A 21,268-nucleotide genomic window follows, 5' to 3' on the forward strand; every position below is an offset into this window, starting at 1 on the left:
TCCAGAGTCGGAAATCTTTGAAGATCTTTTGCACTCGCTTCGAGCGCTGATGATCTCCGCACACGATGCACTCGGGCTTCTCCCGGAACTTCCTGAAAATCCCGATGCCTTCGCTGAACTCCCGGTGGTAGCGCGCGTGGCAAGCGTTGCCGTCCTCAAGGAGTTCGAGCAGCTGCAAGACACGCTAAATGCGCTCTTTCGCACGACCTTACGGGCATTGGGCGTCCGGCTTAAAGGGCTGTACCCGCTCGACATCGGACACCGGATGGAAGAGCTCGACGTTCTGGACGATGCCGATCGCTGGCTTGCGATCGTCATGCTTCGGAACGAGCTGGTGCACGAATATCCGACCGAGGCAGTGGATCGTGTCGCGCGCCTGCGCGCCGCGATCGGACACTTCCCGTTCCTTTTCGACGCTGCCGCGCGGATCGAGCGCGCAATCGAACGACATGACCTGATGAAGGGCCAGACCTCATGACCGACACCCTCGACGCCCGCCGCGCCCATCTTGCCGAACACGGCATGTACCGCCCCGAATTCGAGGGCGACGCCTGCGGCGTCGGCCTCGTCGCCGCGACCGATGGCAAGCCGTCGCGCCGCGTCGTTCAGTCCGCGATCGACGCGCTCAAGGCGGTGTGGCACCGCGGCGCGGTCGACGCCGATGGCAAGACCGGCGACGGCGCGGGCATCCACGTCGACCTGCCGGTGCGCTTCTTCGACGATTGCGTCGCCGCCAGCGGGCATAAGGCGATGCCGAACCGACTTGCGGTCGGCATGGTGTTCCTGCCGCGCACCGATCTGTCGGCGCAGGAAACCTGCCGCACGATCGTCGAATCCGAGGTGATCGGCGCGGGCTACACCATCTATGGCTGGCGTCAGGTGCCGGTTGACGTCTCAGTGATCGGCATGAAGGCGCAGTCGACGCGTCCCGAGATCGAGCAGATCATGATCGCCGGCCCCCTGCCCGGCGACGTGTCGGCCGAGGAATTCGAGAAGAACCTCTATCTCGTCCGCCGCCGGATCGAAAAGCGCGTGATCGCGGCGCAGATCCAGGGCTTCTACGTCTGTTCGCTGTCGTGCCGCTCGATCATCTACAAGGGGCTGTTCCTCGCCGAGAGCCTGTCGGTCTTCTACCCGGACCTGACCGATGCGCGCTTCGAGAGCCGCGTCGCGATCTTCCACCAGCGTTATTCCACCAACACTTTCCCGCAATGGTGGCTGGCGCAGCCGTTCCGCTGCCTCGCGCACAACGGCGAGATCAACACGATCCGCGGCAACAAGAACTGGATGCTCAGCCACGAGATCCGCATGGCGTCGATCGCGTTCGGTGAACATTCGGAGGACATCAAGCCGGTGATCCCGGCGGGTGCGTCCGACACCGCTGCACTCGACGCGACGTTCGAGGCGATCTGCCGCTCGGGCCGCGATGCGCCGACCGCCAAGCTGATGCTGGTGCCCGAGGCATGGCAGAAGAACACCGACACGCCTGAAAGCCACGCGGCGATGTACCAATATCTCGCCTCGGTCATGGAGCCATGGGACGGCCCGGCCGCGCTGGCGATGACCGACGGACGCTGGGCGGTCGGCGGGGTCGACCGCAACGCGCTGCGTCCGCTGCGCTACACGCAGACTGCCGATGGCTTGCTGATCGTCGGATCGGAGGCCGGGATGGTCGTGGTGCCGGAAAGCACCGTGCTCGCCAAGGGCCGGCTCGGGCCGGGGCAGATGATCGCGGTCGACCTCCAGGAAGGCCGCGTGCTGCTCGACCGTGAGGTCAAGGACCGGATCGCCGGCGAACAGGATTATGCCGCGATGATCGGCGAGTTCTCGACGATGGCCGATCTGCCCCCCGCCCCCGCCGACAGCGTCACCCGGTATGACCGTCCCGATCTGGCGCGGCGGCAGGTCGCGGCCGGGCAGACGATCGAGGACATGGAGCTGATCCTGTCGCCAATGGTCGAGACCGGCAAGGAAGCGATCGGCTCGATGGGCGACGACACGCCGCTGGCGGTCATCTCCGACAAGCCACGCCTCATCAGCCAGTTCTTCCGGCAGAATTTCGCGCAGGTCACCAATCCGCCGATCGACCCGCTGCGCGAGCGCTACGTCATGTCGCTGAAGACGCGCTTCGGCAATCTCGCGAATATCCTCGATACCGAGGATCGGCGCGAGCGCGTGCTGGTGCTCGACAGCCCGGTGCTGACCTCGACCGACTGGGCGCGGCTGAAGGCGTATTTCGGCAACGCCGCCGCCGATATCGACTGCACCTTCGAGACCGGGGTGGCGCGGAACGGCTCCGCGCCGCGATCCAGCGCATCCGCAACCAGGCCGAACAGGCGGTGCGTGAGGGCAAGAGCGAGCTGTTCCTCACCGACGAGCGGATCGGCGAAGACCGCGTCGCGATCCCCGGCGTGCTGGCGGCCGCGGCCGTGCACACGCATCTCGTCCGCCGCGGCCTGCGCTCCTATGCCTCGATCAACGTCCGCGCGGCGGAATGCCTCGACACGCATTATTATGCGGTGCTGATCGGCGTCGGCGCGACGACCGTGAACGCCTACCTGGCCGAAGCGGCGATCGCCGACCGCCATGCGCGCGGGCTGTTCGGCAAATTGTCGATGGAGGAATGCACCACCCGCCACAAGAAAGCGATCGAGGAAGGGCTGCTCAAGATCCTGTCGAAGATGGGGATCGCGGTCATCTCCTCGTACCGCGGCGGCTATAATTTCGAGGCGGTCGGCCTCAGCCGTGCGCTGGTCAACGACCTCTTCCCCGGGATGCCCGCCAAGATCAGCGGCGAGGGCTATGCCTCACTGCACGTCAACGCGACCGACCGTCACGAGGCGGCATTCGATCAGGCGGTGGCGACGCTGCCGATCGGCGGTTTCTATCGCCAGCGCCACAATGGCGAGGCGCATGCCTATTCGGCGCAGCTGATGCATCTGCTGCAGACCGCGGTGTCGACGGACAGCTATTCCAGCTACCTGCAATTCTCGCGCGGGGTGTCGGACCTGCCGCCGATCTACCTGCGCGACCTGCTCCAGTTCAACTTCCCGAACGAAGGCGTGCCGGTCGATCAGGTCGAGGCGATCACCGAAATCCGCAAGCGCTTCGTGACGCCGGGTATGTCGCTCGGCGCGCTGTCGCCCGAGGCGCACGAGACGCTGGCGATCGCGATGAACCGCATCGGCGCGAAGGCGGTGTCCGGCGAAGGCGGCGAGGACAAGATCCGCTACACGCCGTACGACAATGGCGACAACGCGAACTCGGTCATCAAGCAGGTCGCGTCGGGCCGCTTCGGCGTGACGGCCGAGTATCTCAATGCCTGCGAGGAGATCGAGATCAAGGTCGCGCAGGGCGCCAAGCCCGGCGAGGGCGGGCAGCTGCCCGGCTTCAAGGTCACCGAGTTCATCGCCAAGCTGCGCCATGCGACGCCAGGCGTGACGCTGATCTCGCCGCCGCCGCACCACGACATCTATTCGATCGAGGATCTGGCGCAGCTCATCTACGACCTGAAGCAGATCAACCCGCGCGCCCGCGTCTGCGTCAAGCTGGTGTCGTCGGCCGGCATCGGCACGGTCGCGGCGGGCGTGGCCAAGGCTCACGCCGACGTCATCCTGGTGAGCGGCCACGTCGGCGGTACGGGCGCCTCGCCGCAGACGAGCATCAAATATGCGGGCACGCCCTGGGAAATGGGGCTGTCCGAGGTCAACCAAGTGCTGACGCTCAACGGGCTGCGCGGTCGGATCAAGCTGCGCGCGGACGGCGGGCTGAAGACTGGCCGCGACATCGTGATCGCCGCGATCCTGGGCGCGGAAGAGTTCGGCATCGGCACGCTCAGCCTCGTGGCGATGGGCTGCATCATGGTGCGCCAGTGCCACAGCAACACCTGCCCGGTCGGCGTCTGCACGCAGGACGAGGCATTGCGGGGCAAGTTCGTCGGCACGCCTGAGAAGGTCATCAACCTGATGACCTTCATCGCCGAGGAAGTCCGCGACATCCTCGCGCGGCTGGGCGTCCGTTCGCTCGACGACGTGATCGGCCGCACCGAATTGCTGCGGCAGGTCAGCCGTGGCGCCGAGCATCTCGACGACCTAGACCTGAACCCGATCCTCGCGAAGGTCGATGCGACCGACGCCGAGCGCCGGTTCAGCCTGTCGACGTTCCGCAACGAGGTGCCCGACAGCCTCGATGCGCAGATCATCAAGGATGCCGCGGCGGTCTTCTCGCGCGGCGAGAAGATGCAGCTCACCTATTCGGTGCGCAACACGCACCGCGCGGTCGGCACGCGACTGTCGAGCGAGATCACCCGCACCTTCGGCATGTCCAAGCTGGCCGAGAACCATGTCACGATCCGGCTGCGCGGCTCGGCGGGCCAGTCGCTGGGCGCGTTCCTGTGCAGCGGCGTCACGCTGGAGGTCTTCGGCGACGCCAACGATTATGTCGGCAAGGGGCTGTCGGGCGGCAAGATCGTCGTCCGCCCCGCGGTGTCGTCACCGCTGCGCAGCCAGGACAATACGATCCTCGGCAACACCGTCCTGTACGGCGCGACCAGCGGCAAGCTGTTCGCGGCGGGTCAGGCCGGCGAGCGCTTCGCGGTCCGCAATTCCGGCGCGACCGTGGTGGTCGAGGGCTGCGGCGCGAACGGCTGCGAGTATATGACCGGCGGCACCGCGGTGGTGCTGGGCGAGGTCGGCGCGAACTTCGGCGCCGGGATGACCGGCGGGATGGCGTTCGTCTACGACCCGACCGGCAGCTTCGCGCGCCGCGCCAATCCCGAGAACATCGTGTGGCAACGCGTCGCCGCCGCCCATTGGGAAGAGAGGCTGCGCGGGCTGATCGCCGAACATGCCGCCGTGACCGACAGCCGCTGGTCGCGCGGGCTGATCGACGACTGGGACCGCGTGGTCGGTTCGTTCTGGCAGGTGATCCCGCGTGAGATGCTCACCCGGCTCAGCCACCCGCTCGACGATGCCGAGACGCTGGAGGCGGCAGAGTAGGATCTGCGTCACGTCATTGCGAGCGCAGCGAAGCAATCCAGGGCGTCCTGATCCGGCCCTGGATTGCTTCGCTACGCTCGCAATGACGTTCAAGGCGAGACACGCCGCCACCGCCACAACACCAGCCACAGCACTCCCCCGGCCAGCGCCAGCACCGGCCAGCCACCATCGGTGCGCCACAGATACCCGATCCCGGCCACCAGCACCGCGAGCGTCAGCAACGCCGCGGTAGCCGGCGCATGAAGCCGCCGCGCGAGCCACGCCGCCAGCGCCAGCGCGGCCACCGCATTGGTCGCGAGCCACAGATACGACGCCCCCGCCGACAGCGCACCGACGAACGGCAGCTTGACCGTCGCATAGCCGATCATCCGGTTCGGAAACGTGTCCGCGGCAAGGTGCAGCCCGGTCCCGGCCCCGACGCCACAGGCCGCCGGATACCACCGCCGCCGCGCCAGCAACGCACAGGCCGGCACGATGCTGTGGGTCAGCGCGCTCCGATGCCCGAGCCACAGCCGCAGGTCGAGATCGGGCATCGTCAGCCCGATCAGAAAGGAGACGAACGTGACGAGCACGGCGATCAGGGCAGGCGGCATGTCGGCGCAGGTGGCACGAGGAGAGTGCCCCGTCCATAACCCGTCATTGCGAGCGCAGCGAAGCAATCCAGGGTCGGACCAGGACGCCCTGGATTGCGTCGCTACGCTCGCAATGACGGAATCTCGCAGAAACGCTGACCTTCGTCGCCACCGAACTTGATCCGAAACCCGGCTTCCTCCTCCCCGTCGAACGAGGAAAAAGCGGAACCGCGGCCCCCATGTCCGGGATGACGGGCAACTTACCGCGGCGTCTCCAGCATCCGGATGATTCCCGAAAAATCCAGCCCGCCCTGCCCCGCATCCACGAACGCCCGGTACAGATCGCGCGCGCGCGTCCCCATCGGCACCTGCGCCGCCGCGCCGTCGGCCGCCGCCATCGCCAGCTCCAGATCCTTGAGCATCAGCGCGCCCGCAAACCCGCCCTTATATTCCCGATCGGCCGGCGATTCCGGCCCGACCCCCGGCACCGGACAATAGGACGTCATCGACCAGCTCTGTCCGGTCGCCTTGCTGGAAATGTCGTAGAAGGTCTGCGCATCCAGCCCGAGCTTCTCCGCCAGCGCGAACGCCTCGCACGTCGCCGCCATCGTCGCGCCGAGGATCAGATTGTTGCACATCTTGGCGACCTGCCCTGCGCCGCTGTCGCCGGCATGGATCACCGCCTTGCCCATATCCTCCAGGAACGGCCGTGCCCGCTCGAACGCCGCCGCCGGGCCGCCGACCATGAAGGTCAGCGTCCCCGCCTGCGCCGCCGCGATCCCGCCCGACACCGGCGCATCGACCGCGGCGATTCCGCGCGCCGCGGCCTCGCTTGCGATCCGTCGCGCGGTGGCGAGGTCGATCGTCGAACAATCGATCAGCACCGTATCGACCGCCACGTCGGACAGGCTCTCGGCATAGACCTGCGCGACATGGCTCCCGGCAGGCAACATCGTCACCACCGCCTCCGCGCCGTCGGCGGCCTCGTGCGCCGATGCGACCGGCAGGCATCCCGCCGCCTTGGCCGCATCCAGCGCCGCCGCCGACAGATCGAAGGCGCGGACGTCATGCCCCTTCTTCGCGAGGTTGGCGGCCATCCCGCCACCCATGTTGCCGAGCCCGATGAAGCCGACGCGCGCCATCACGCGATCCTCGCTCGGCGCGGACGCAACAGCGTCGCGATCCCCGCGCCGATCAACGCCAGCACCGCGACGCCGACGAACGTCCCGACGAAGGTGATCGCCACCGCTTCGAACCGCGCCGACACCGACGCCAGCATCGCGACGATCATCGCCGCCGCGCCGATCAGCCCGACGACCACCGCCGCCTTCACCGCGCCCCAGCGCGGGAAACGGACCGCCGCCGCGCCCGCGACGACGATCGCCAGCAGCACCAGGATAATCACGGTCATGGTCGCTTCTCCTATTTGCCCGTCCATTGGCCGGGGCGCTTCTCGACGAACGCCGCCATGCCTTCCTTCTGGTCGGCGGTCCCGAACAGCCCGTGGAACAACCGGCGTTCGAACTGCACGCCCTGCGCCAAGGTCGTCTCGAACGCGGCGTTGACCATTTCCTTGTTCGCCAGCACCGCCAGTGGCGCCATGCCGGCGATCGTCTGTGCGGTCTTCACCGCTTCCTCGACCAGCTCGGCCGCCGGAACGATACGGCTGACCAGCCCGGCGCGTTCCGCCTCGGCGGCGTCGATCATCCGTCCGGTCAGGCACATCTCCATCGCCTTGGCCTTGCCGACCGCGCGCGCCAGTCGCTGCGAACCGCCCATGCCCGGCGTCACCGCCAGCTTGATCTCCGGCTGGCCGAACTTGGCGGTATCGGCGGCGAGGATGAAGTCGCACATCATCGCCAACTCGCACCCGCCGCCCAACGCATAGCCCGCGACCGCGGCGATGATCGGCTTGCGCGTCTGCGTCAGCCGCTCGTAGCCGCCGAAGAAATTGCCGCCGTACATGTCGGCGAAGCCCTGCGCCGACATCTCTTTGATATCCGCGCCGGCCGCGAACGCCTTCTCGCTGCCGGTCAGCACCGCGCAGCCCTGCGTGGTGTCGGCGTCGAAAGCGGCAAGCGCGGCGAGCAGGTCGGCGAGCACCTGCGAATTGAGCGCATTGAGCGCCTTCGGCCGGTTGAGCGTGATCAGCGTCACACGCCCGCGCTGTTCGACCAACAGTGTTTCGTATTGCGGCATATCGCCTTACCTCCGTCACCCCTGCGCAGGCAGGGGCCTATCGCTGTCTAATCTAGAGCCATCGGCACGACACAAGCACGCCATACATGTGTCCGACACTGCGCGGTACGCCACAGACATGGGTCCGTGCCTGCACAGGGGCGACCGCGTCCTCGGAGCAGTCGCTCCCCACCCGTTCGTGCTGAGCTTGTCGAAGCACGTGCCCCGTTTCCCGCCCTTCGCCAAGCTCAGCACGAGCGGTGCAAAGTGCGCGAGCCGCGCAGCACCCCGATCACCCCGCCGTCCACGCCTCATCCTCCGGCAGCGGCGCGAAGATGCGGTCGATCATATGGTCGCTCACCCCTTCCACGCTCGCCGGCTCCCAGCGCGGGGCATTGTCCTTGTCGACGATCAGCGCGCGGACGCCCTCGGCGAAATCCGGCCTTTGCACGACGCGACACGCGACGGCATATTCCTGCCGCATCTCGTCGGCGAAGCTCGCCATCCCCGCGGCGTCCTTGAGCAATTTTAGCGACACCTTCATCGCCTGCGGTGACTTGGTCGCGAGCGTCGCCAGCGTCGCCTGCGGAAATTCTCCGCCGTCCGCCTGCAAGGTGGCCAGCACTTCCTCCAACTCGTCGGACGCGAACAGCCGGTCGATCATGTCACGCTGCGCGAGCAGCTTCGCCGCTGGTGCTTGCTCGGCCAGTCCGGACAGCGTCGCCTCGATCGCCTCCGGCTCGGCGACGATCCGCGCCTTGGCCTCTTCGACCCGCGCGGCGGCCAGATAATGCGTCGCCAGCCCCAGCGCGAGCGCCTCCGCGCCATCCAGCCGCGCGCCGGTCAGCGCCAGATACTGGCCGATCCGCCCCGGCAATCGCGACAGGTACCAGCCGCCGCCGACATCGGGGAACAGGCCGATCCCGGTCTCCGGCATCGCCAACCGCGTATGCTCGGTCGCGACGCGGTAGCGGCACGGCTGCGACACCCCGACCCCGCCGCCCATCGTCACGCCATCCATGAAGGCCACCGTGTCCTTCACATAGGTGAACAGCCGATGGTTCATGCGATATTCGGTGTGGAAGAAGGCGCGCGCCTCCGCGCCGTCGCCGGCACCCCTACCTGCAAGCATCCGGATATCGCCGCCCGCGCAGAAGCCGCGTCCCTCGGCATGATCGATGACGACGCATCGCACCGCCGCCTCGCCGCGCCACGCCTCGAGCGCGTCGAGGATGTTCTGGCACATCTCGGTGTTGAGCGCGTGCAATGCCTTCGGCCGGTTGAGCCGGATGCGCCCGACCGGGCCTTCCACGATCGTAATCAAATCCTGCGTCATCATCTCTCCTGCCCTCGCCCCTGGAAGGGGAGAGGGATACCGCAGCTTGGCGGCACCGCCGCCTAGCGAAGGTTGGGTGAGGGTGGGCGAGCCCGGGGCTCGCACGATCGCACCGCGATCGGTTACCCCTCACCCATCAATGCCGCACCAATTCGCGCCCGATGATCATCCGCATCACCTGATTGGTGCCTTCCAAGATCGAATGCACCCGCAGGTCGCGCCAGAAGCGCTCGATCGGATAGTCCATCAGATATCCGTAGCCGCCATGCAGTTGCAGCGCGCGATCGACCACGCTCGATCCGGTGTCGGTCGCCAGCCGCTTCGCCATCGCCGCGAAGCGCGTCTTGTCGGGCGCGTTGGCGCTGACCTTGGCGGCAGCGACGTAGAGCAGGCACCGCGCCGCCTGCAGCTCGGTCTCCATATCGGCGAGCATGAACTGCGTGTTCTGGAAATCGCTCACCGCCGTTCCGAACTGCTTGCGGTCCTTCGTATAGGTGATCGTCTCGTCGAGACAACGCTGCGCTCCGCCCAGCGAGCACGCCCCGATGTTGAGCCGCCCGCCATCCAGCCCGGCCATCGCGAAGCGGAACCCCTCGCCTTCCTGCCCGACGCGATTTGCGACCGGCACGCGGACATTGTCGAACGTCACCGCGCGTGTCGGCTGCGCATGCCAGCCCAGCTTGCGCTCGTTCGCGCCGAACGAAACGCCGGGCATGTCCTTCTCGATGACCAGGCAGGAGATGCCTTTCGGACCTTCGGCACCGGTGCGCACCATCGTGACGTAAAGCTCGTTTTCTCCGGCACCGGAGATGAACTGTTTTGTCCCGTTGACGATATATTCGTCGCCGTCGCGGTACGCGCTGGTCTTTAGGGCTGCCGCATCCGATCCCGAGCCGGGCTCGGTCAGGCAATAGCTGGCGATGCGGTCCATCGTCACCAGATCGGGCAAATACCGGCCCTTCAACTCTGCCGAACCGTGGCGGTCGATGATCCAGCTCGCCATATTGTGGATGGAAATGAACGCACTGGTGGTCGGACAGCCATAGGCCATCGCCTCCATGATCAGCGCCGCCTCCAGCCGCCCCAGGTTGATCCCCCCGCTCTCCTCGCTGACGTAGATCGCGGCGAAGCCAAGCTCCGCCGCCGCCTTGATCGTATCACGCGGAAAGATATGCTTTTCGTCCCATTCCGCCGCGAACGGCGTGATGCGATCGGCGGTAAAGCGCTGGGCAAGCGCCTGAATTTCGCGCTGCTCGTCGGTCAGATCAAACTGGTCGGTCATGCTCAATATCCTCAGCAGCGGCGATAGCGTTGCGTGGCGGTCGGGCTGGTGCGCACCAGGGCAGTGCCGCCAGCGTCGAGTCGATAGACTTCCCGGGCGTAAACCCCTGGACCTTGGCCAGAAAAGCGCAGGTCGACCGCCAGCTCCTGCGGGCTGCGGCGGTCGATGCGCTGCACCCGTGCGCGCGATTCGTAGAAGCGGATCGTGTCGGCGTCGATGTTGATGCGACCGGTCGCGGCGGTGTTGGCCAGCTCGCAGTCATTGTCACCGGCACCCCAATATCCAAGGAATTCCGTGGGAAAGGCACGATCGCGGGCGGCGTTGGGCGTGCTCTTGGCGACAGGAACGCCGGTGCGCGCGATGGTAGCGGCGCCGTTCTGCGCCGCCGCCTGCTCGATCGCCGCCTGCGCCGCCGCTTCACGCTCGGGCACGTCGACACGGTTGTAGTCGGCGTCGTGGCTCGAGCAGCCCGCGAGCAACGTCATGAAAACAATCCCGTTCGCCCTAATCTTGCCCAGCCGTCGCATCGCGTGCATCACCCCATGGTCGGAATCACGAACGCATCCTGTACCCCCGCGGGTCCGCCGCCGGCTCCATCGGGCCAGCGCTGCGTGACGGTCTTGACCTTGGTCCAGAACTTCACGCCTTCGATGCCATGCTGGTTGGTGTCGCCGAACCCGCTGCGCTTCCAGCCGCCGAACGTGTGATAGGCGACCGGCACCGGGATCGGCACGTTGATCCCGACCATCCCGACGTTGACCCGCGCCGCAAACTCGCGCGCGGCATGGCCGTTGCGCGTGAAAATTGCGACGCCGTTGCCGTATTGATGCTCGCTGGGCAGCCGCACCGCCGTCTCGAAATCCGGCGCACGGACGATCTGGAGCACCGGGCCGAAGATTTCTTCCTTGTACGCCTGCATGTCGGGCGTGACGTGATCGAAGAGGCTGGGTCCGATGAAGAAGCCATGCTCATGCCCCTGCAGCTGGAAGTCTCGACCGTCGACGACCAGCTCCGCGCCCTCGTCGACCCCGGTCTGGATCCAGTTCGCGACCCGTTCGCGGTGGGCGGCAGTCACCACCGGACCGTAATGCGCCGCAGCGTCCGTCGACACGCCGACCCGCAAGCTCGCGATGGCGGGGAGCAATTTCTCGCGCAACGCCGTGGCGGTCTTCTCGCCGACCGGCACGACGACCGGCAACGCCATGCACCGCTCGCCCGCCGAGCCGAACGCCGCACCGGACAGATCCGCGACCACCTGGTCGAGATCGGCGTCGGGCATGACGATGCCGTGGTTCTTGGCACCGCCCATCGCCTGCACGCGCTTGCCCGCGGCGACACCGCGTCGGTAAACGTGATGCGCGATATCGCTCGATCCGACGAAGCTCACCGCGCCGATCGCGGGATGGTCGAGGATCGCGTCGACCATTTCCTTGTCGCCGTGGACGACCTGCAACACGCCGTCGGGCAGGCCGGCTTCATGCATCAGCTCGGCAAGCCGCACCGGCACGCTCGGATCACGCTCGCTCGGCTTGAGAATGAAGGCGTTGCCGCACGCGATCGCCACGCCGAACATCCACATCGGGATCATTGCCGGGAAGTTGAACGGGGTGATGCCCGCGCCGATCCCGATCGGTTGCCGCATTGAATAGACGTCGATCCCCGGCCCGGCGCCCTGCGTATATTCGCCCTTGAGCACATGCGGGATACCGCAGGCGAACTCGATCACTTCGAGCCCCTCTGGATATCGCCTTTCGAGATCGGCGATCACCTTGCCGTGCTCGGACGACAGCAAGCGCGCCAGCTCGTCCATATGCGCTTCGACCAGTTCCTTGAACCGGAACATGACCCGCGCACGACGCTGCGGGTTGGTGGCTGCCCATGCCGGCTGAGCGGCTTGCGCCGCCGCAACAGCACGATCGAGGTCTGCGGCGGTGCCGAACACGACCTGCGCTTGCACCTGTCCGGTATTGGGGTCGAAAATGTCGGCGGTTCGCGTGCGCGCGCTGCCACCGCCGCTGCCTGCGATATGATGATCGAGCTGGCGCATCGCATCTCTCTCCTATGTTGCGCATCGGTGTGCGCCGCGCATGGTTTGCCGGCAAGCGACAAATCTGCAACGTTCACCTGCAATGACGCAGCCCTTGCCTTGGAACGACCTGCAGGACTTTCTCGCGATTGCCCGCGCCGGCCAGATCGCGCGCGCTGCGGCGTTGATCGGCGTCGATGCCACCACGATCGGGCGCCGCCTGCGCCGGCTGGAGGCGCGGCTCGGCCGCACGCTCTTCGAGCAGACGCGCGAGGGACAGGTTCTGACCGAGGCCGGCGAAGCGCTGCTGGCGCAGGTCGAGGAAATGCAGAACGCCGCCGAGCGGATCGTCGAGACGCGCGGCTCCGCGCAGGCGCTGTCGGGCGTGCTGCGCGTCAGCGTCTCCGAGGGATTCGGGACGTGGCTGGTCGCCGAGCATCTTCATGAATTCGCTGCCTTGCATCCGGCATTGACGATCGACCTCGTCGCCAGTTCAGGGTTCCTCAGCCCGTCGCGGCGCGAAGCGGATGTCGCGGTACTGCTCGCGCGCCCCCGCCATGGACCGGTCGTGGCCGGCAAACTGGCCGACTATGCGCTGCACCTCTACGCCGCCCGCGCGTTGATCGATCAGCGCGGACCTGTGGTGCGCGAGTCGCTTGGTCAGCGTCACGCGGTGGTCGGCTATATCCCAGACCTACTGTACGCGCCCGAACTTCGCTTCGTCGACGATCTCGGTCCGCTGCCCGCACCGACGTTGCGCAGTTCCAGCATCAATGCGCAGGCCCGGCTGATCGCGACCGGCGCAGGGGTCGGCGTGCTGCCGCATTTCATCGGCGACGCGATGCCCGGTCTGGTGAGGGTTCTGCCCGAGGTGACGATTCAGCGGACCTTCTGGTTGGTCACACATCGCGATACGCGACAATTACGGCGCGTTCGGGCCTTTTCCACATGGCTGGGCGGGCTGGTGACAAAGCACCAGAAGCGTCTCGACCCGGCTCGTTAACTTTTGGCCCGACCATCAACTCATCAATTATTTATTAACGAAGCGTCCGACAGCTTACGACTGTCGCATTCGTCGGTGGCTTATCGGCAACAGCGCATGGCCGTTGTACCATATGTATCGGAGCGGGATGAGATTTAACTGGACTTGCGGACCGAGCACGGGTCAGAAGCGTTTCATCCCCATTGCACTATTTGACGGGATTCGGCGGAACCGATGAAGAACTGGCGCCCACTTATCACCTCGCTTTCCCGCGCCGCGATGGTTCGTGCGGCGATGGCGGCGGGCGTCGGCGCGTCGGCGATCGGGGGCTATGCAGCGCTCGGCGTCATCGGCGGGACGGTGCCTTTTGCCGAGGCGATGAACCTGTCGACCGCGCTGGCGGTATTGCCCGACCCGCTCTCGATCCTGACCGCACGCTCGCCTGGCGAACGCGGCCATGGTGCGATGTTCAATACAAAGCAGACGAAGCGCCCGCGCCAGCTGGCCAGCACGCCGCCACGCGGGCCGCGTGGTCCGAGCGAGCGGGTGTTGAGCAACGTGCGTGAGCGTGAGCCAGCCGGGATCGTTCCCGCCGGCGATTTGCCGATCGCGCCTGACAATTTCGTGCCCGATCTCGCCTCGACAACGCCCAACACCTTGGGTCCGCTCGGGCCGGGCGGCAGCAATCCGTTCGGTCCGACACCCGTCGTGCCGGGTGGTCCCGGCGGCGGCATCCCAGGCGTGCCCGGTCCGACCCCGACACCGACGCCAACCCCGATAAATCCTGGGCCCGTCGTTCCAGAACCTGCGACCTGGGCATTGATGACGTTGGGCTTCGCGGTTACGGGCTTTGCGGTGCGCCGTAGCAAGCGGACTCGCGCCCGCGCGGCATGATCGCTCGTCTGATTGGCGCGGCGATCGTATCGCTGGCGTCCGCGGCAGCGGCCGCGCCGCCAGCGACTGCCACGACCACCGCCACCACGATCGGTAGCTATGGCGCGCGCTTCCGCTATCCGGCGGGGCGTGAAGGCGCGTTGCCGATGACCGGTGACCAGCGCTTGCGGGTGCGAAGCCTGCTCGTGATCCGCAAGCCGATGCGGTTTGGCGATTACGTCTGGAACGACATCGGCGTGCCCGCGACCGGTCCGATCCGCGTACGGGTCGATCTATCACGCCAGACCATCTCGGTGTTCCGCAACGGGCATGAGATCGGCACCGCGGTGATCCTCTACGGCACCGATCACAAGCCGACCCCAACCGGCACGTTCCCGATCCTGATGCGCGCGCGACAGCATCAATCCTCGCTGTACGATGCGGAGATGCCGTACATGCTGCGGCTCACCAACGACGGGGTCGCGATCCACGCAAGCTCGGTACGCCGCGGCTCGGCGACCCACGGCTGCATCGGCGTGCCGCTGTCGTTCGCGCAATTGCTGTTCGATCAGGTGGCGCGCGGCGATCTGGTCACGATCGTCGGCGCGTAAGATTCTGAAGTTGGGCACGGTCGGCAAAGTTAACGATTGGCGCCGGTCAGACATGAAGACGCGCTAACCAGATTCCCTAACCGACGGTAAGGACCGCCCGCCGTAATTTCTCCTGGTCATCAGGAAGAGGTTACCCGGCCGATGCCGCGTTCCACCCCACGTCGCCGTCCATTGCTCGTGTCCCTCGCTGCGTTGCTGTGCGCACCGTTCGTCACTGGCGCGACGACCTATTCGAACACCTTCGACGCCCGCGTGCTGGCCACCCATAATGCGGAGCGCGCGGCGCTCGGCATCCCGCCGCTGCGCTGGAATCCGGAACTGGTCGAGTCGGCACATGCATGGGGGCGGTATCTGGCAACGACCGGTCGCTTCGAACATGCGCCCGAACGCCACATGGACCCGGAAGGCGAGAATCTGTGGGCGGGCACGCGCGGCTATTACTCGCCCGAAGCGATGATCGACGGCTGGGTGCGCGAAAAGCGCTACTTCAAGCCTGGCGCGTTCCCGAACAACAGCACCACCGGGCGTGTCGGTGACGTCGGCCATTATACGCAATTGATGTGGCGCGATACGGTCGAGGTCGGCTGCGCGCTGTCGCGCGGCCGGGATGAGGATGTGCTGGTCTGCCGCTACAAGAACGCAGGCAATTATCGCGGCGAGCGACCGTTCTAGATCGGGGACGCGCTCGCATCCACGTAGACGAGGCGCGAGGGTGTCCGGCGCCGCAGCGCACAGCTTTCCGTCCCTAAGCCGATCATGGTCGGTCAAGTCGCCCGCTTTCAGCGACCATATCGTTACATCGCCGATCTGGTATCGGCCCGAAGATCGACCACAATAGATTGCGGTCCACCGGGGCCTCATGTACGCTTGGCACACAGCGTGACTCGCTGCCGATAAGGCGCGATCGCGATGGCGATCAGCTCCGTTAACGGGCTGGTCGCGCGATAGCGGCGCGACTCGCGGGCCGCTGCGGGCGGCAGAGCGACGGGGTGTGGATGCGCGGCGAACGGCCTCTACGACACGCAACGACCCCGGCGCGCCCTTCGGCGGCCGGGGCCATCGTACACTGCCGGGCGATCGTCGCCGCCGCGGCGCGGTATTTACTCGTCTTCTTCGAACAGGTCCTGCACGTTCTGGCCGGTCGCCGACAGATGCACCGTGTCACCCTCGACCGAAGCGACAAGCCCGATCGGCAGGTAATGGTGCTTCGCGCCCTGCCCGTCCTGCGTGGACGGCGAGTCGTTCTTGGTCAGCTTGATACGATCACCGTCGACGTGATCGACCGTTCCGACATGCACACCGTCTGCGCCAAGCACTTCGGCATGTTCCTTGATCTGGCTGACATCGACCATCGCGCTTCTCCTTGGTTGGGTTCGGGCGGCAAACGCGCCGCATCGGCTTTGGTCGCATGATCGAAACGCTGCCGCTGCAATCCACGATCATGTTCGTGGTCGCCGCCGTCTTCCTGCTGGCCGGCGCGTGGCTGTTGATCCAGTTGCGCCACCCGCAGGGGCCGGCGCGCGTCTATGTCTATCGCATGGCCGGGATCATGGCCTTGGCGGGAGGCAGCGTGCTGGCGATATCGGCCTGGTCGATGTGGCAGTGGAGCCTCAACGCCTGATCCTGTTCGTTCGTGAATTTGTCTTTCGTGAATATCTCTAATCGGAGCAAACCATGCCGCTTCTTCAGGCATCCAAGCAGTACAAGCCCTTCGAATACCCGTGGGCATTCGAATATTGGAAGCGGCAGCAGCAGTTGCACTGGCTGCCGGAGGAAGTTCCGCTCGGCGAGGACTGCCGCGACTGGGCGCAGAAACTCACCGATCACGAGCGCAACCTGCTGACGCAGATCTTCCGCTTCTTTACGCAGGCCGACGTCGAGGTGCAGGACTGCTACCACGAGAAGTATGGCCGCGTCTTCAAGCCAACCGAAGTCAAGATGATGCTGACCGCGTTCAGCAACATGGAGACCGTGCACATCGCGGCCTATTCGCATCTGCTCGACACCATCGGGATGCCGGAGAGCGAATATGGCGCATTCCTCGAATATGCCGAGCTGAAGGAGAAGCATGATTACATGCAGAACTTCGGCGTCGACAGCGACGAGGACATCGCGCGGACGCTGGCGATGTTCGGCGGCTTCACCGAGGGCGTGCAGCTGTTCGCCAGCTTCGCGATGTTGATGAACTTCCCGCGCTTCAACAAGATGAAGGGCATGGGGCAGATCGTGACCTGGTCGGTGCGCGACGAGAGCCTGCATTGCGAGGGTATCATCAAGATGTTCCACACCTTCTGCGCGGAACGGCAGTGCCTGACCAAGGCAGTGAAGGACGATATCGCCGACGTTTGCCAGACGACGATCCGGCTGGAGGACAATTTCATCGACCTCGCCTTCGAGATGGGGCCGGTGAACGGGATGACCGCCAAGGACATCAAGAAGTATATCCGCTACATCGCCGACTGGCGGATGGGGCAATTGGGGCTGAAGCCGATCTACATGATCGACGAGCACCCGATCCCGTGGCTGATCCCGCTGCTGAACGGCGTCGAGCATGCGAACTTCTTCGAGGCGCGCGCGACCGAATATTCCAAGGCCGCGACGCGCGGGCAGTGGAACGACGTGTGGGACAGCTTCGACAAGCGCCAGAAGGCGAAGGTCGTCACCGCAGCGGCGAATGAAGATCCGACCGAGATGGGCGACATGTTCTCGCGCGCCGGGGTGGCCGCGGAGTAATCGCGAGAGCATCTGCGATCAGTGGAAGGGCCGTGACGTGGTGACACGTCGCGGCCCTTTCTTTGCGTGGTGAAAGCGTTTTCGCACACGCCCACAAGATCAGCGGCGCTGGGCACGCAGTCGTGACGCGCCTCGATTGACGTTAGAAGGCGCAGTGGGGAATGCACACAAACAACGCGCACGAAAAAGGGGCAGCTTTCGCTGCCCCTTTGTTTCCACTCCCTTTCCTCCTTCGAGGAAAGTGGTGCGCCCGGAACGATTCGAACGTCCGACCCTCAGATTCGTAGTCTGATGCTCTATCCAGCTGAGCTACGGGCGCCCTGTGGAGCGGCGCTGTTACGCGGCGAATCGGATGCGCGCAAGGGCATTGCGCCACTTTTTTACGCCTCTAGGCAAAAATATGCTCCGCGCTCTCGCCCCGCTCGCCTTGCTCGCACTCCTCGCCGGCTGTGCGAGCGATCCGACCGTATATCCGTCACTCGCCCCCCGCCCGGTCGAGAAGTTCGGCTTCGCGGAGCCGGCGTCTCCGCCACCCGCCCCCGCCAAGCAAGACCCTGCGCTGGATAGGGAATTGGCGGCGCTCACCGCGAAGGGCAGCACCGCCGCGCAGGATTTCGATCGGGCCGCGACGCGGGCGGAGACGCTCGCGCGGGCGGCGCGAGGGGCGAAGGTCGGGAGCGACGCGTGGATCGCGGCGCAGACGGCGATCGCGGATCTGGATGCGCTCCGGTCGAGCTACGGCGATACGGTCGGGGCGCTCGACGACCTCGCCAGCAAGCGAGCGGCGGCACTGCAACCGGCGTATCCGGCGCTGGAACAGGCACTTACCACCGCCCGCGCGACCGCGAAGGCGCAGACCGCACGGATCGACGCGCTCGCAGGTTCGCTGCCGGGCGCTTAGAAGGTCAGGAGCGGCAGGATGCTGGCATATTCGTCGGTCCAGGGCGCAAACCCCGGACGACGAGCCAGATTTTTCCAGTCACCCTCGTCGCCCGTCACCAGCGCGAGCGTCCACGGGTCCCGGGTCATAACCACCCAGGAAGACGGCGTCTCTTCCTCCTGAAGCAGCGAAGGGCGGTGGTCGAGGATCAGCGCCTGCCATCCGCCGGCGCGCGCGGCGGCGGCGACGACCGGGCGAAGATTGACGAAACGGTTCGAGATATGGACCGCCAAAACGCCGTGCCGTGACAAAACGCGGGAATATACGGCAAAAGCTTCGCGGGTCAGGAGATGCATGGGAACGGCATCTGACGAGAAAGCGTCGAGCGCCAGCACGTCAAGGCTCGCAGGGGACTCGCGCTCGAGCGATAATCGCGCGTCACCAAGCACCATCGTCGCCTCCGGTGCGCAATCCGCGACGAAGGTGAAGCGTCGGGTGCGCGTCAGTGCCACCATTGCCGGATCGATCTCGTAGAAGCGCCACCGCTGGCCCGGCTGCGCATAGCAGGCGAGCGTCCCGGTCCCGAGCCCGACCACCCCGATCCGCGCCTCCGGCCCGAACAGGGCCGGCGCGGCGCGCATCACACGACCGACGCCCGAGTCGGGGGTGTAATAGGTCGTCGGCATACGCGCACGCGCCGGCGTCCCGGTCAGTTGCACGCCGTGCAGGGTCGTTCCGTGGATCAAGGTGCGGCGGCGCGACTCGTCGGCGACGGTGTAGACGCCGAAATAGCTGCGCACCCGTGCGCCGGGCTCAAGCGAGAGCGACAGCGAACGGACGCCGCCGAACAGCAGCAGCCCGCTGGTCAGCACCAGCAGATACGGGATGCGGGCGCCGAGCGACACCAGCCCGCCGAGCGCCACCAACGTGAAGATCACACCCGGGTGCCGCACCTCGCGAAAGCCGGTCGGATCGCGCGACAGCACCAGCAGCGCGAGACAGAGCGCGCCGACGATCAGCGTCGCCCCCGCGACCGTCATGCCGCGGCGATGCCAGAACGCCCGCAAGGCGGGAGTCAGATAGGTCTGCGGCACCAAGGCGCCCGCGGCGACGATCAGTAGCGGATATTCCCACGTCCAATCGAACAGCGTCGGCGCGATCAGCCCGGCGAACACCCCGCCCAGCGCGCCGCCGAACGACATGGCGAGATAGAAGCCGGTCAGCCGCGCCGGCTCAGGCCGCAGGCGATAGAGCTGCGTGTGGAGCGCGACCGAGATCATGAACAGCAGGATCAACGCGGTGATCGCGCTGAACGTCGCGCGCTCCGCAAAGCCGCCCATCAACACACCGCCGAACAGCACGATCGTCACCGGCGCGCTGCTCGTCAGCAGATCGGCGATTCCGCGCCGCGCGGCGAAGGCGATCGAGAAGCTGAGCAGATACAGCGACAGCGGGATGACCCAGAGCAGCGGCATCGCGACCAGATCGGTACTGACGAACGTGCTGGTCGCCAGCATCATTCCCGACGGCACGAATCCGAGCGCGATCCAGCGTGCCACGCGGCGACGGCCGGGCGCGGGCTGCAACGCCTGTGCTCGCGCCGGCTCCCGCCCCGCGGGCAGCAATCGTGCGCAGGCGGCAACGAGCAGGATCAGCAGCAGATAGCCCGCGCTCCACAGCCAGCGCTGCCGCGAGACGCTGAGCAAGGGCTCGACGAGCAGCGGGAAGGCGAGCAGCCCGGCGAAGCTGCCGAAGTTCGAGGCGGCATAGAGCGCATAGGGATCAGTGTCGGGGCGGGCGCTGGCGAACCAGCGCTGCATCAGCGGCGCCTGCGCCGACACCGCGAAGAACAATGGCCCGATCGAGACGACGAACAGATACGGCACCCACAAGGCCGGCTCGGCCCCGGCAGGGAGCACGCGGTCGCTGAGCCCGATCGGCAGGAACGCGCAGGCGGCGAGCAGCACCAGCAGGTGGACGATGCCCTGCCGTCGCGGCGCGATCCGCCCGAGCAGGTGCGCATAGCCATAGCCGCCCAGCAGCAGCGCCTGGTAGACGAGCATCGCCGAGTTCCAGACGGCGGGCGCGCCGCCGAGCCGCGGCAAGGCGATCCGCGCGATCATCGGCTGGACGAGGAACAGCAGGAACGATCCGGTCAGGATCGTGACGACGAACAGCCACCGTCCGCGCGCCATAGCGGCGTCACCCATTAAGCGGGCGGTCGATGCGGTAGAGAATATGGCGGCGCAAGGGACTGTCCGGAGCAAGATCGGGATGGTCGAAGTCGCCACCCTCAACGCGCGTCATACCCAGCCGCTCCATCAATCCCCAACCTCGCCGGTTGGCGGGAACGGTGGTCGCGAAGACCGCGTCGGTTTGGCGTTCCCATTCCGCAGCAAGTACCGCGCGCGCCGCTTCGCTCGCCAGCCCCTGCCCCCATGCAGCGCGCGCCAGCCGCCAGCCGATCTCGGGCAGGCCAGCGATCGGGCTGCCTATCGGGCCGGGCTCGACGCCGCAGAAGCCGATGAATGCGCCATCCTTTTGTCGCTCCACTGCCCACAGGCAGCGCCCGAAGGTTCGTGCGGTCTCGTTCTCTTCGCGCATCATGGCCCGCGCACTGGCTCTGGTCGTCGGCGGTCCGAGGTAGCGCATCACCTCGGCGTCCTGCCCCATGGCGTGGAACGGCGCGACATCCTCCTCGCGCCACGCGCGCAGGATCAGGCGTTCGGTGACGATCATGGATGGTCGATCCGATGCTTCACGGTGTTTAGACCAAGATGACATAGAGCCGACCCGTG

Annotated in this window: 19 protein-coding genes, 1 tRNA gene and 1 pseudogene; 9 read left to right on the top strand and 12 right to left on the bottom strand. The window is 66.4% G+C overall.

Annotated features, from left to right (window positions below; all coding sequences use genetic code 11):
* The first annotated feature begins 49 nt into the window (after positions 1 to 49).
* Both QP166_RS10585 and gltB read left to right on the top strand, forming a co-directional pair.
* Complete coding sequence (locus QP166_RS10585; protein ID WP_333915876.1) at positions 50 to 478, top strand: hypothetical protein; 429 nt, start codon at positions 50 to 52, stop codon at positions 476 to 478.
* Positions 475 to 4,997, top strand: a pseudogene (gene gltB, locus QP166_RS10590) (glutamate synthase large subunit). Before QP166_RS10585 ends, gltB begins: the two are co-directional and overlap by 4 nt.
* Positions 4,998 to 5,086: 89 nt before the next feature.
* Here gltB and QP166_RS10595 read toward each other — a convergent pair.
* The 8 genes from QP166_RS10595 to QP166_RS10630 all read right to left on the bottom strand — a co-directional run bounded on the left by QP166_RS10595 (position 5,087) and on the right by QP166_RS10630 (position 12,412).
* Positions 5,087 to 5,590, bottom strand: coding sequence for a hypothetical protein (locus QP166_RS10595; RefSeq protein ID WP_333915877.1), 504 nt, complete (start codon positions 5,588 to 5,590; stop codon positions 5,087 to 5,089).
* A gap of 239 nt (positions 5,591 to 5,829) precedes the next feature.
* Positions 5,830 to 6,711, bottom strand: coding sequence for a 3-hydroxyisobutyrate dehydrogenase (gene mmsB / locus QP166_RS10600; RefSeq protein WP_333915878.1), 882 nt, complete (start codon positions 6,709 to 6,711; stop codon positions 5,830 to 5,832).
* Entirely contained in the window at positions 6,711 to 6,980 is a 270-nt protein-coding gene (locus QP166_RS10605; protein ID WP_333915879.1) for a hypothetical protein, read from the bottom strand. The genes mmsB and QP166_RS10605 overlap by 1 nt, the downstream gene beginning before the upstream one ends.
* An 11-nt stretch (positions 6,981 to 6,991) precedes the next feature.
* Positions 6,992 to 7,768: an enoyl-CoA hydratase gene (locus QP166_RS10610; RefSeq protein WP_333915880.1), complete on the bottom strand. Its 777-nt coding sequence runs from the start codon at positions 7,766 to 7,768 to the stop codon at positions 6,992 to 6,994.
* 271 nt (positions 7,769 to 8,039) lie between these two features.
* On the bottom strand, positions 8,040 to 9,083 hold the full coding sequence (locus QP166_RS10615) for an enoyl-CoA hydratase/isomerase family protein (RefSeq protein WP_333915881.1): 1,044 nt from the start codon (positions 9,081 to 9,083) through the stop codon (positions 8,040 to 8,042).
* Positions 9,084 to 9,219: 136 nt separating this feature from the next.
* Positions 9,220 to 10,365 carry an acyl-CoA dehydrogenase family protein gene (locus tag QP166_RS10620; protein WP_333915882.1) on the bottom strand — a complete coding sequence of 382 codons (1,146 nt, stop codon included), beginning with the start codon at positions 10,363 to 10,365 and terminating at the stop codon, positions 9,220 to 9,222.
* A gap of 11 nt (positions 10,366 to 10,376) precedes the next feature.
* Entirely contained in the window at positions 10,377 to 10,850 is a 474-nt protein-coding gene (locus QP166_RS10625; protein WP_333915883.1) for a hypothetical protein, read from the bottom strand.
* A gap of 50 nt (positions 10,851 to 10,900) precedes the next feature.
* Positions 10,901 to 12,412, bottom strand: coding sequence for a CoA-acylating methylmalonate-semialdehyde dehydrogenase (locus tag QP166_RS10630; RefSeq protein WP_333915884.1), 1,512 nt, complete (start codon positions 12,410 to 12,412; stop codon positions 10,901 to 10,903).
* 82 nt (positions 12,413 to 12,494) lie between these two features.
* Here QP166_RS10630 and QP166_RS10635 point away from each other — a divergent pair, with 82 nt between their 5' ends.
* The 4 genes from QP166_RS10635 (at position 12,495) to QP166_RS10650 (ending at position 15,529) form a co-directional block, all read left to right on the top strand.
* Positions 12,495 to 13,394, top strand: a complete 900-nt coding sequence (locus QP166_RS10635; RefSeq protein WP_333915885.1) for a LysR family transcriptional regulator — start codon at positions 12,495 to 12,497, stop codon at positions 13,392 to 13,394.
* 213 nt (positions 13,395 to 13,607) lie between these two features.
* The gene (locus QP166_RS10640) at positions 13,608 to 14,267 is read left to right on the top strand and encodes a PEPxxWA-CTERM sorting domain-containing protein (RefSeq protein WP_333915886.1); all 660 of its coding nucleotides are present in this window, start codon (positions 13,608 to 13,610) and stop codon (positions 14,265 to 14,267) included.
* Positions 14,264 to 14,857 carry a L,D-transpeptidase family protein gene (locus tag QP166_RS10645; protein WP_333915887.1) on the top strand — a complete coding sequence of 198 codons (594 nt, stop codon included), beginning with the start codon at positions 14,264 to 14,266 and terminating at the stop codon, positions 14,855 to 14,857. The genes QP166_RS10640 and QP166_RS10645 overlap by 4 nt, the downstream gene beginning before the upstream one ends.
* A 141-nt stretch (positions 14,858 to 14,998) precedes the next feature.
* Entirely contained in the window at positions 14,999 to 15,529 is a 531-nt protein-coding gene (locus tag QP166_RS10650; RefSeq protein ID WP_333915888.1) for a CAP domain-containing protein, read from the top strand.
* A gap of 428 nt (positions 15,530 to 15,957) precedes the next feature.
* On the opposite strand, the gene QP166_RS10655 is transcribed toward QP166_RS10650, so the two are convergent.
* Positions 15,958 to 16,209, bottom strand: coding sequence for a DUF2171 domain-containing protein (locus tag QP166_RS10655; protein ID WP_333915889.1), 252 nt, complete (start codon positions 16,207 to 16,209; stop codon positions 15,958 to 15,960).
* Between the two features lie 56 nt (positions 16,210 to 16,265).
* On the opposite strand from QP166_RS10655, the gene QP166_RS10660 reads away from it, so the two are divergent.
* Both QP166_RS10660 and QP166_RS10665 read left to right on the top strand, forming a co-directional pair.
* Positions 16,266 to 16,478, top strand: coding sequence for a hypothetical protein (locus QP166_RS10660; RefSeq protein WP_333915890.1), 213 nt, complete (start codon positions 16,266 to 16,268; stop codon positions 16,476 to 16,478).
* A 53-nt stretch (positions 16,479 to 16,531) separates the two neighbouring features.
* On the top strand, positions 16,532 to 17,590 hold the full coding sequence (locus QP166_RS10665) for a ribonucleotide-diphosphate reductase subunit beta (protein ID WP_333915891.1): 1,059 nt from the start codon (positions 16,532 to 16,534) through the stop codon (positions 17,588 to 17,590).
* Positions 17,591 to 17,832: 242 nt separating this feature from the next.
* Here QP166_RS10665 and QP166_RS10670 read toward each other — a convergent pair.
* Positions 17,833 to 17,909, bottom strand: a tRNA-Arg gene (locus QP166_RS10670).
* An 81-nt stretch (positions 17,910 to 17,990) separates the two neighbouring features.
* Between QP166_RS10670 and QP166_RS10675 the strand changes: the two genes are divergently transcribed.
* Entirely contained in the window at positions 17,991 to 18,491 is a 501-nt protein-coding gene (locus QP166_RS10675; RefSeq protein ID WP_333915892.1) for a hypothetical protein, read from the top strand.
* On the opposite strand, the gene QP166_RS10680 is transcribed toward QP166_RS10675, so the two are convergent.
* Positions 18,488 to 20,680 carry a fused MFS/spermidine synthase gene (locus QP166_RS10680; RefSeq protein ID WP_333915893.1) on the bottom strand — a complete coding sequence of 731 codons (2,193 nt, stop codon included), beginning with the start codon at positions 20,678 to 20,680 and terminating at the stop codon, positions 18,488 to 18,490. The genes QP166_RS10675 and QP166_RS10680 overlap by 4 nt on opposite strands.
* On the bottom strand, positions 20,673 to 21,209 hold the full coding sequence (locus QP166_RS10685) for a GNAT family N-acetyltransferase (RefSeq protein WP_333915894.1): 537 nt from the start codon (positions 21,207 to 21,209) through the stop codon (positions 20,673 to 20,675). The genes QP166_RS10680 and QP166_RS10685 overlap by 8 nt, the downstream gene beginning before the upstream one ends.
* Between the last annotated feature and the right edge of the window lie 59 nt (positions 21,210 to 21,268).

Origin of the sequence: Sphingomonas sp. LR60 (assembly GCF_036855935.1) — a bacterium.
In the GTDB taxonomy this organism is placed as follows: Bacteria; Pseudomonadota; Alphaproteobacteria; order Sphingomonadales; family Sphingomonadaceae; genus Sphingomonas.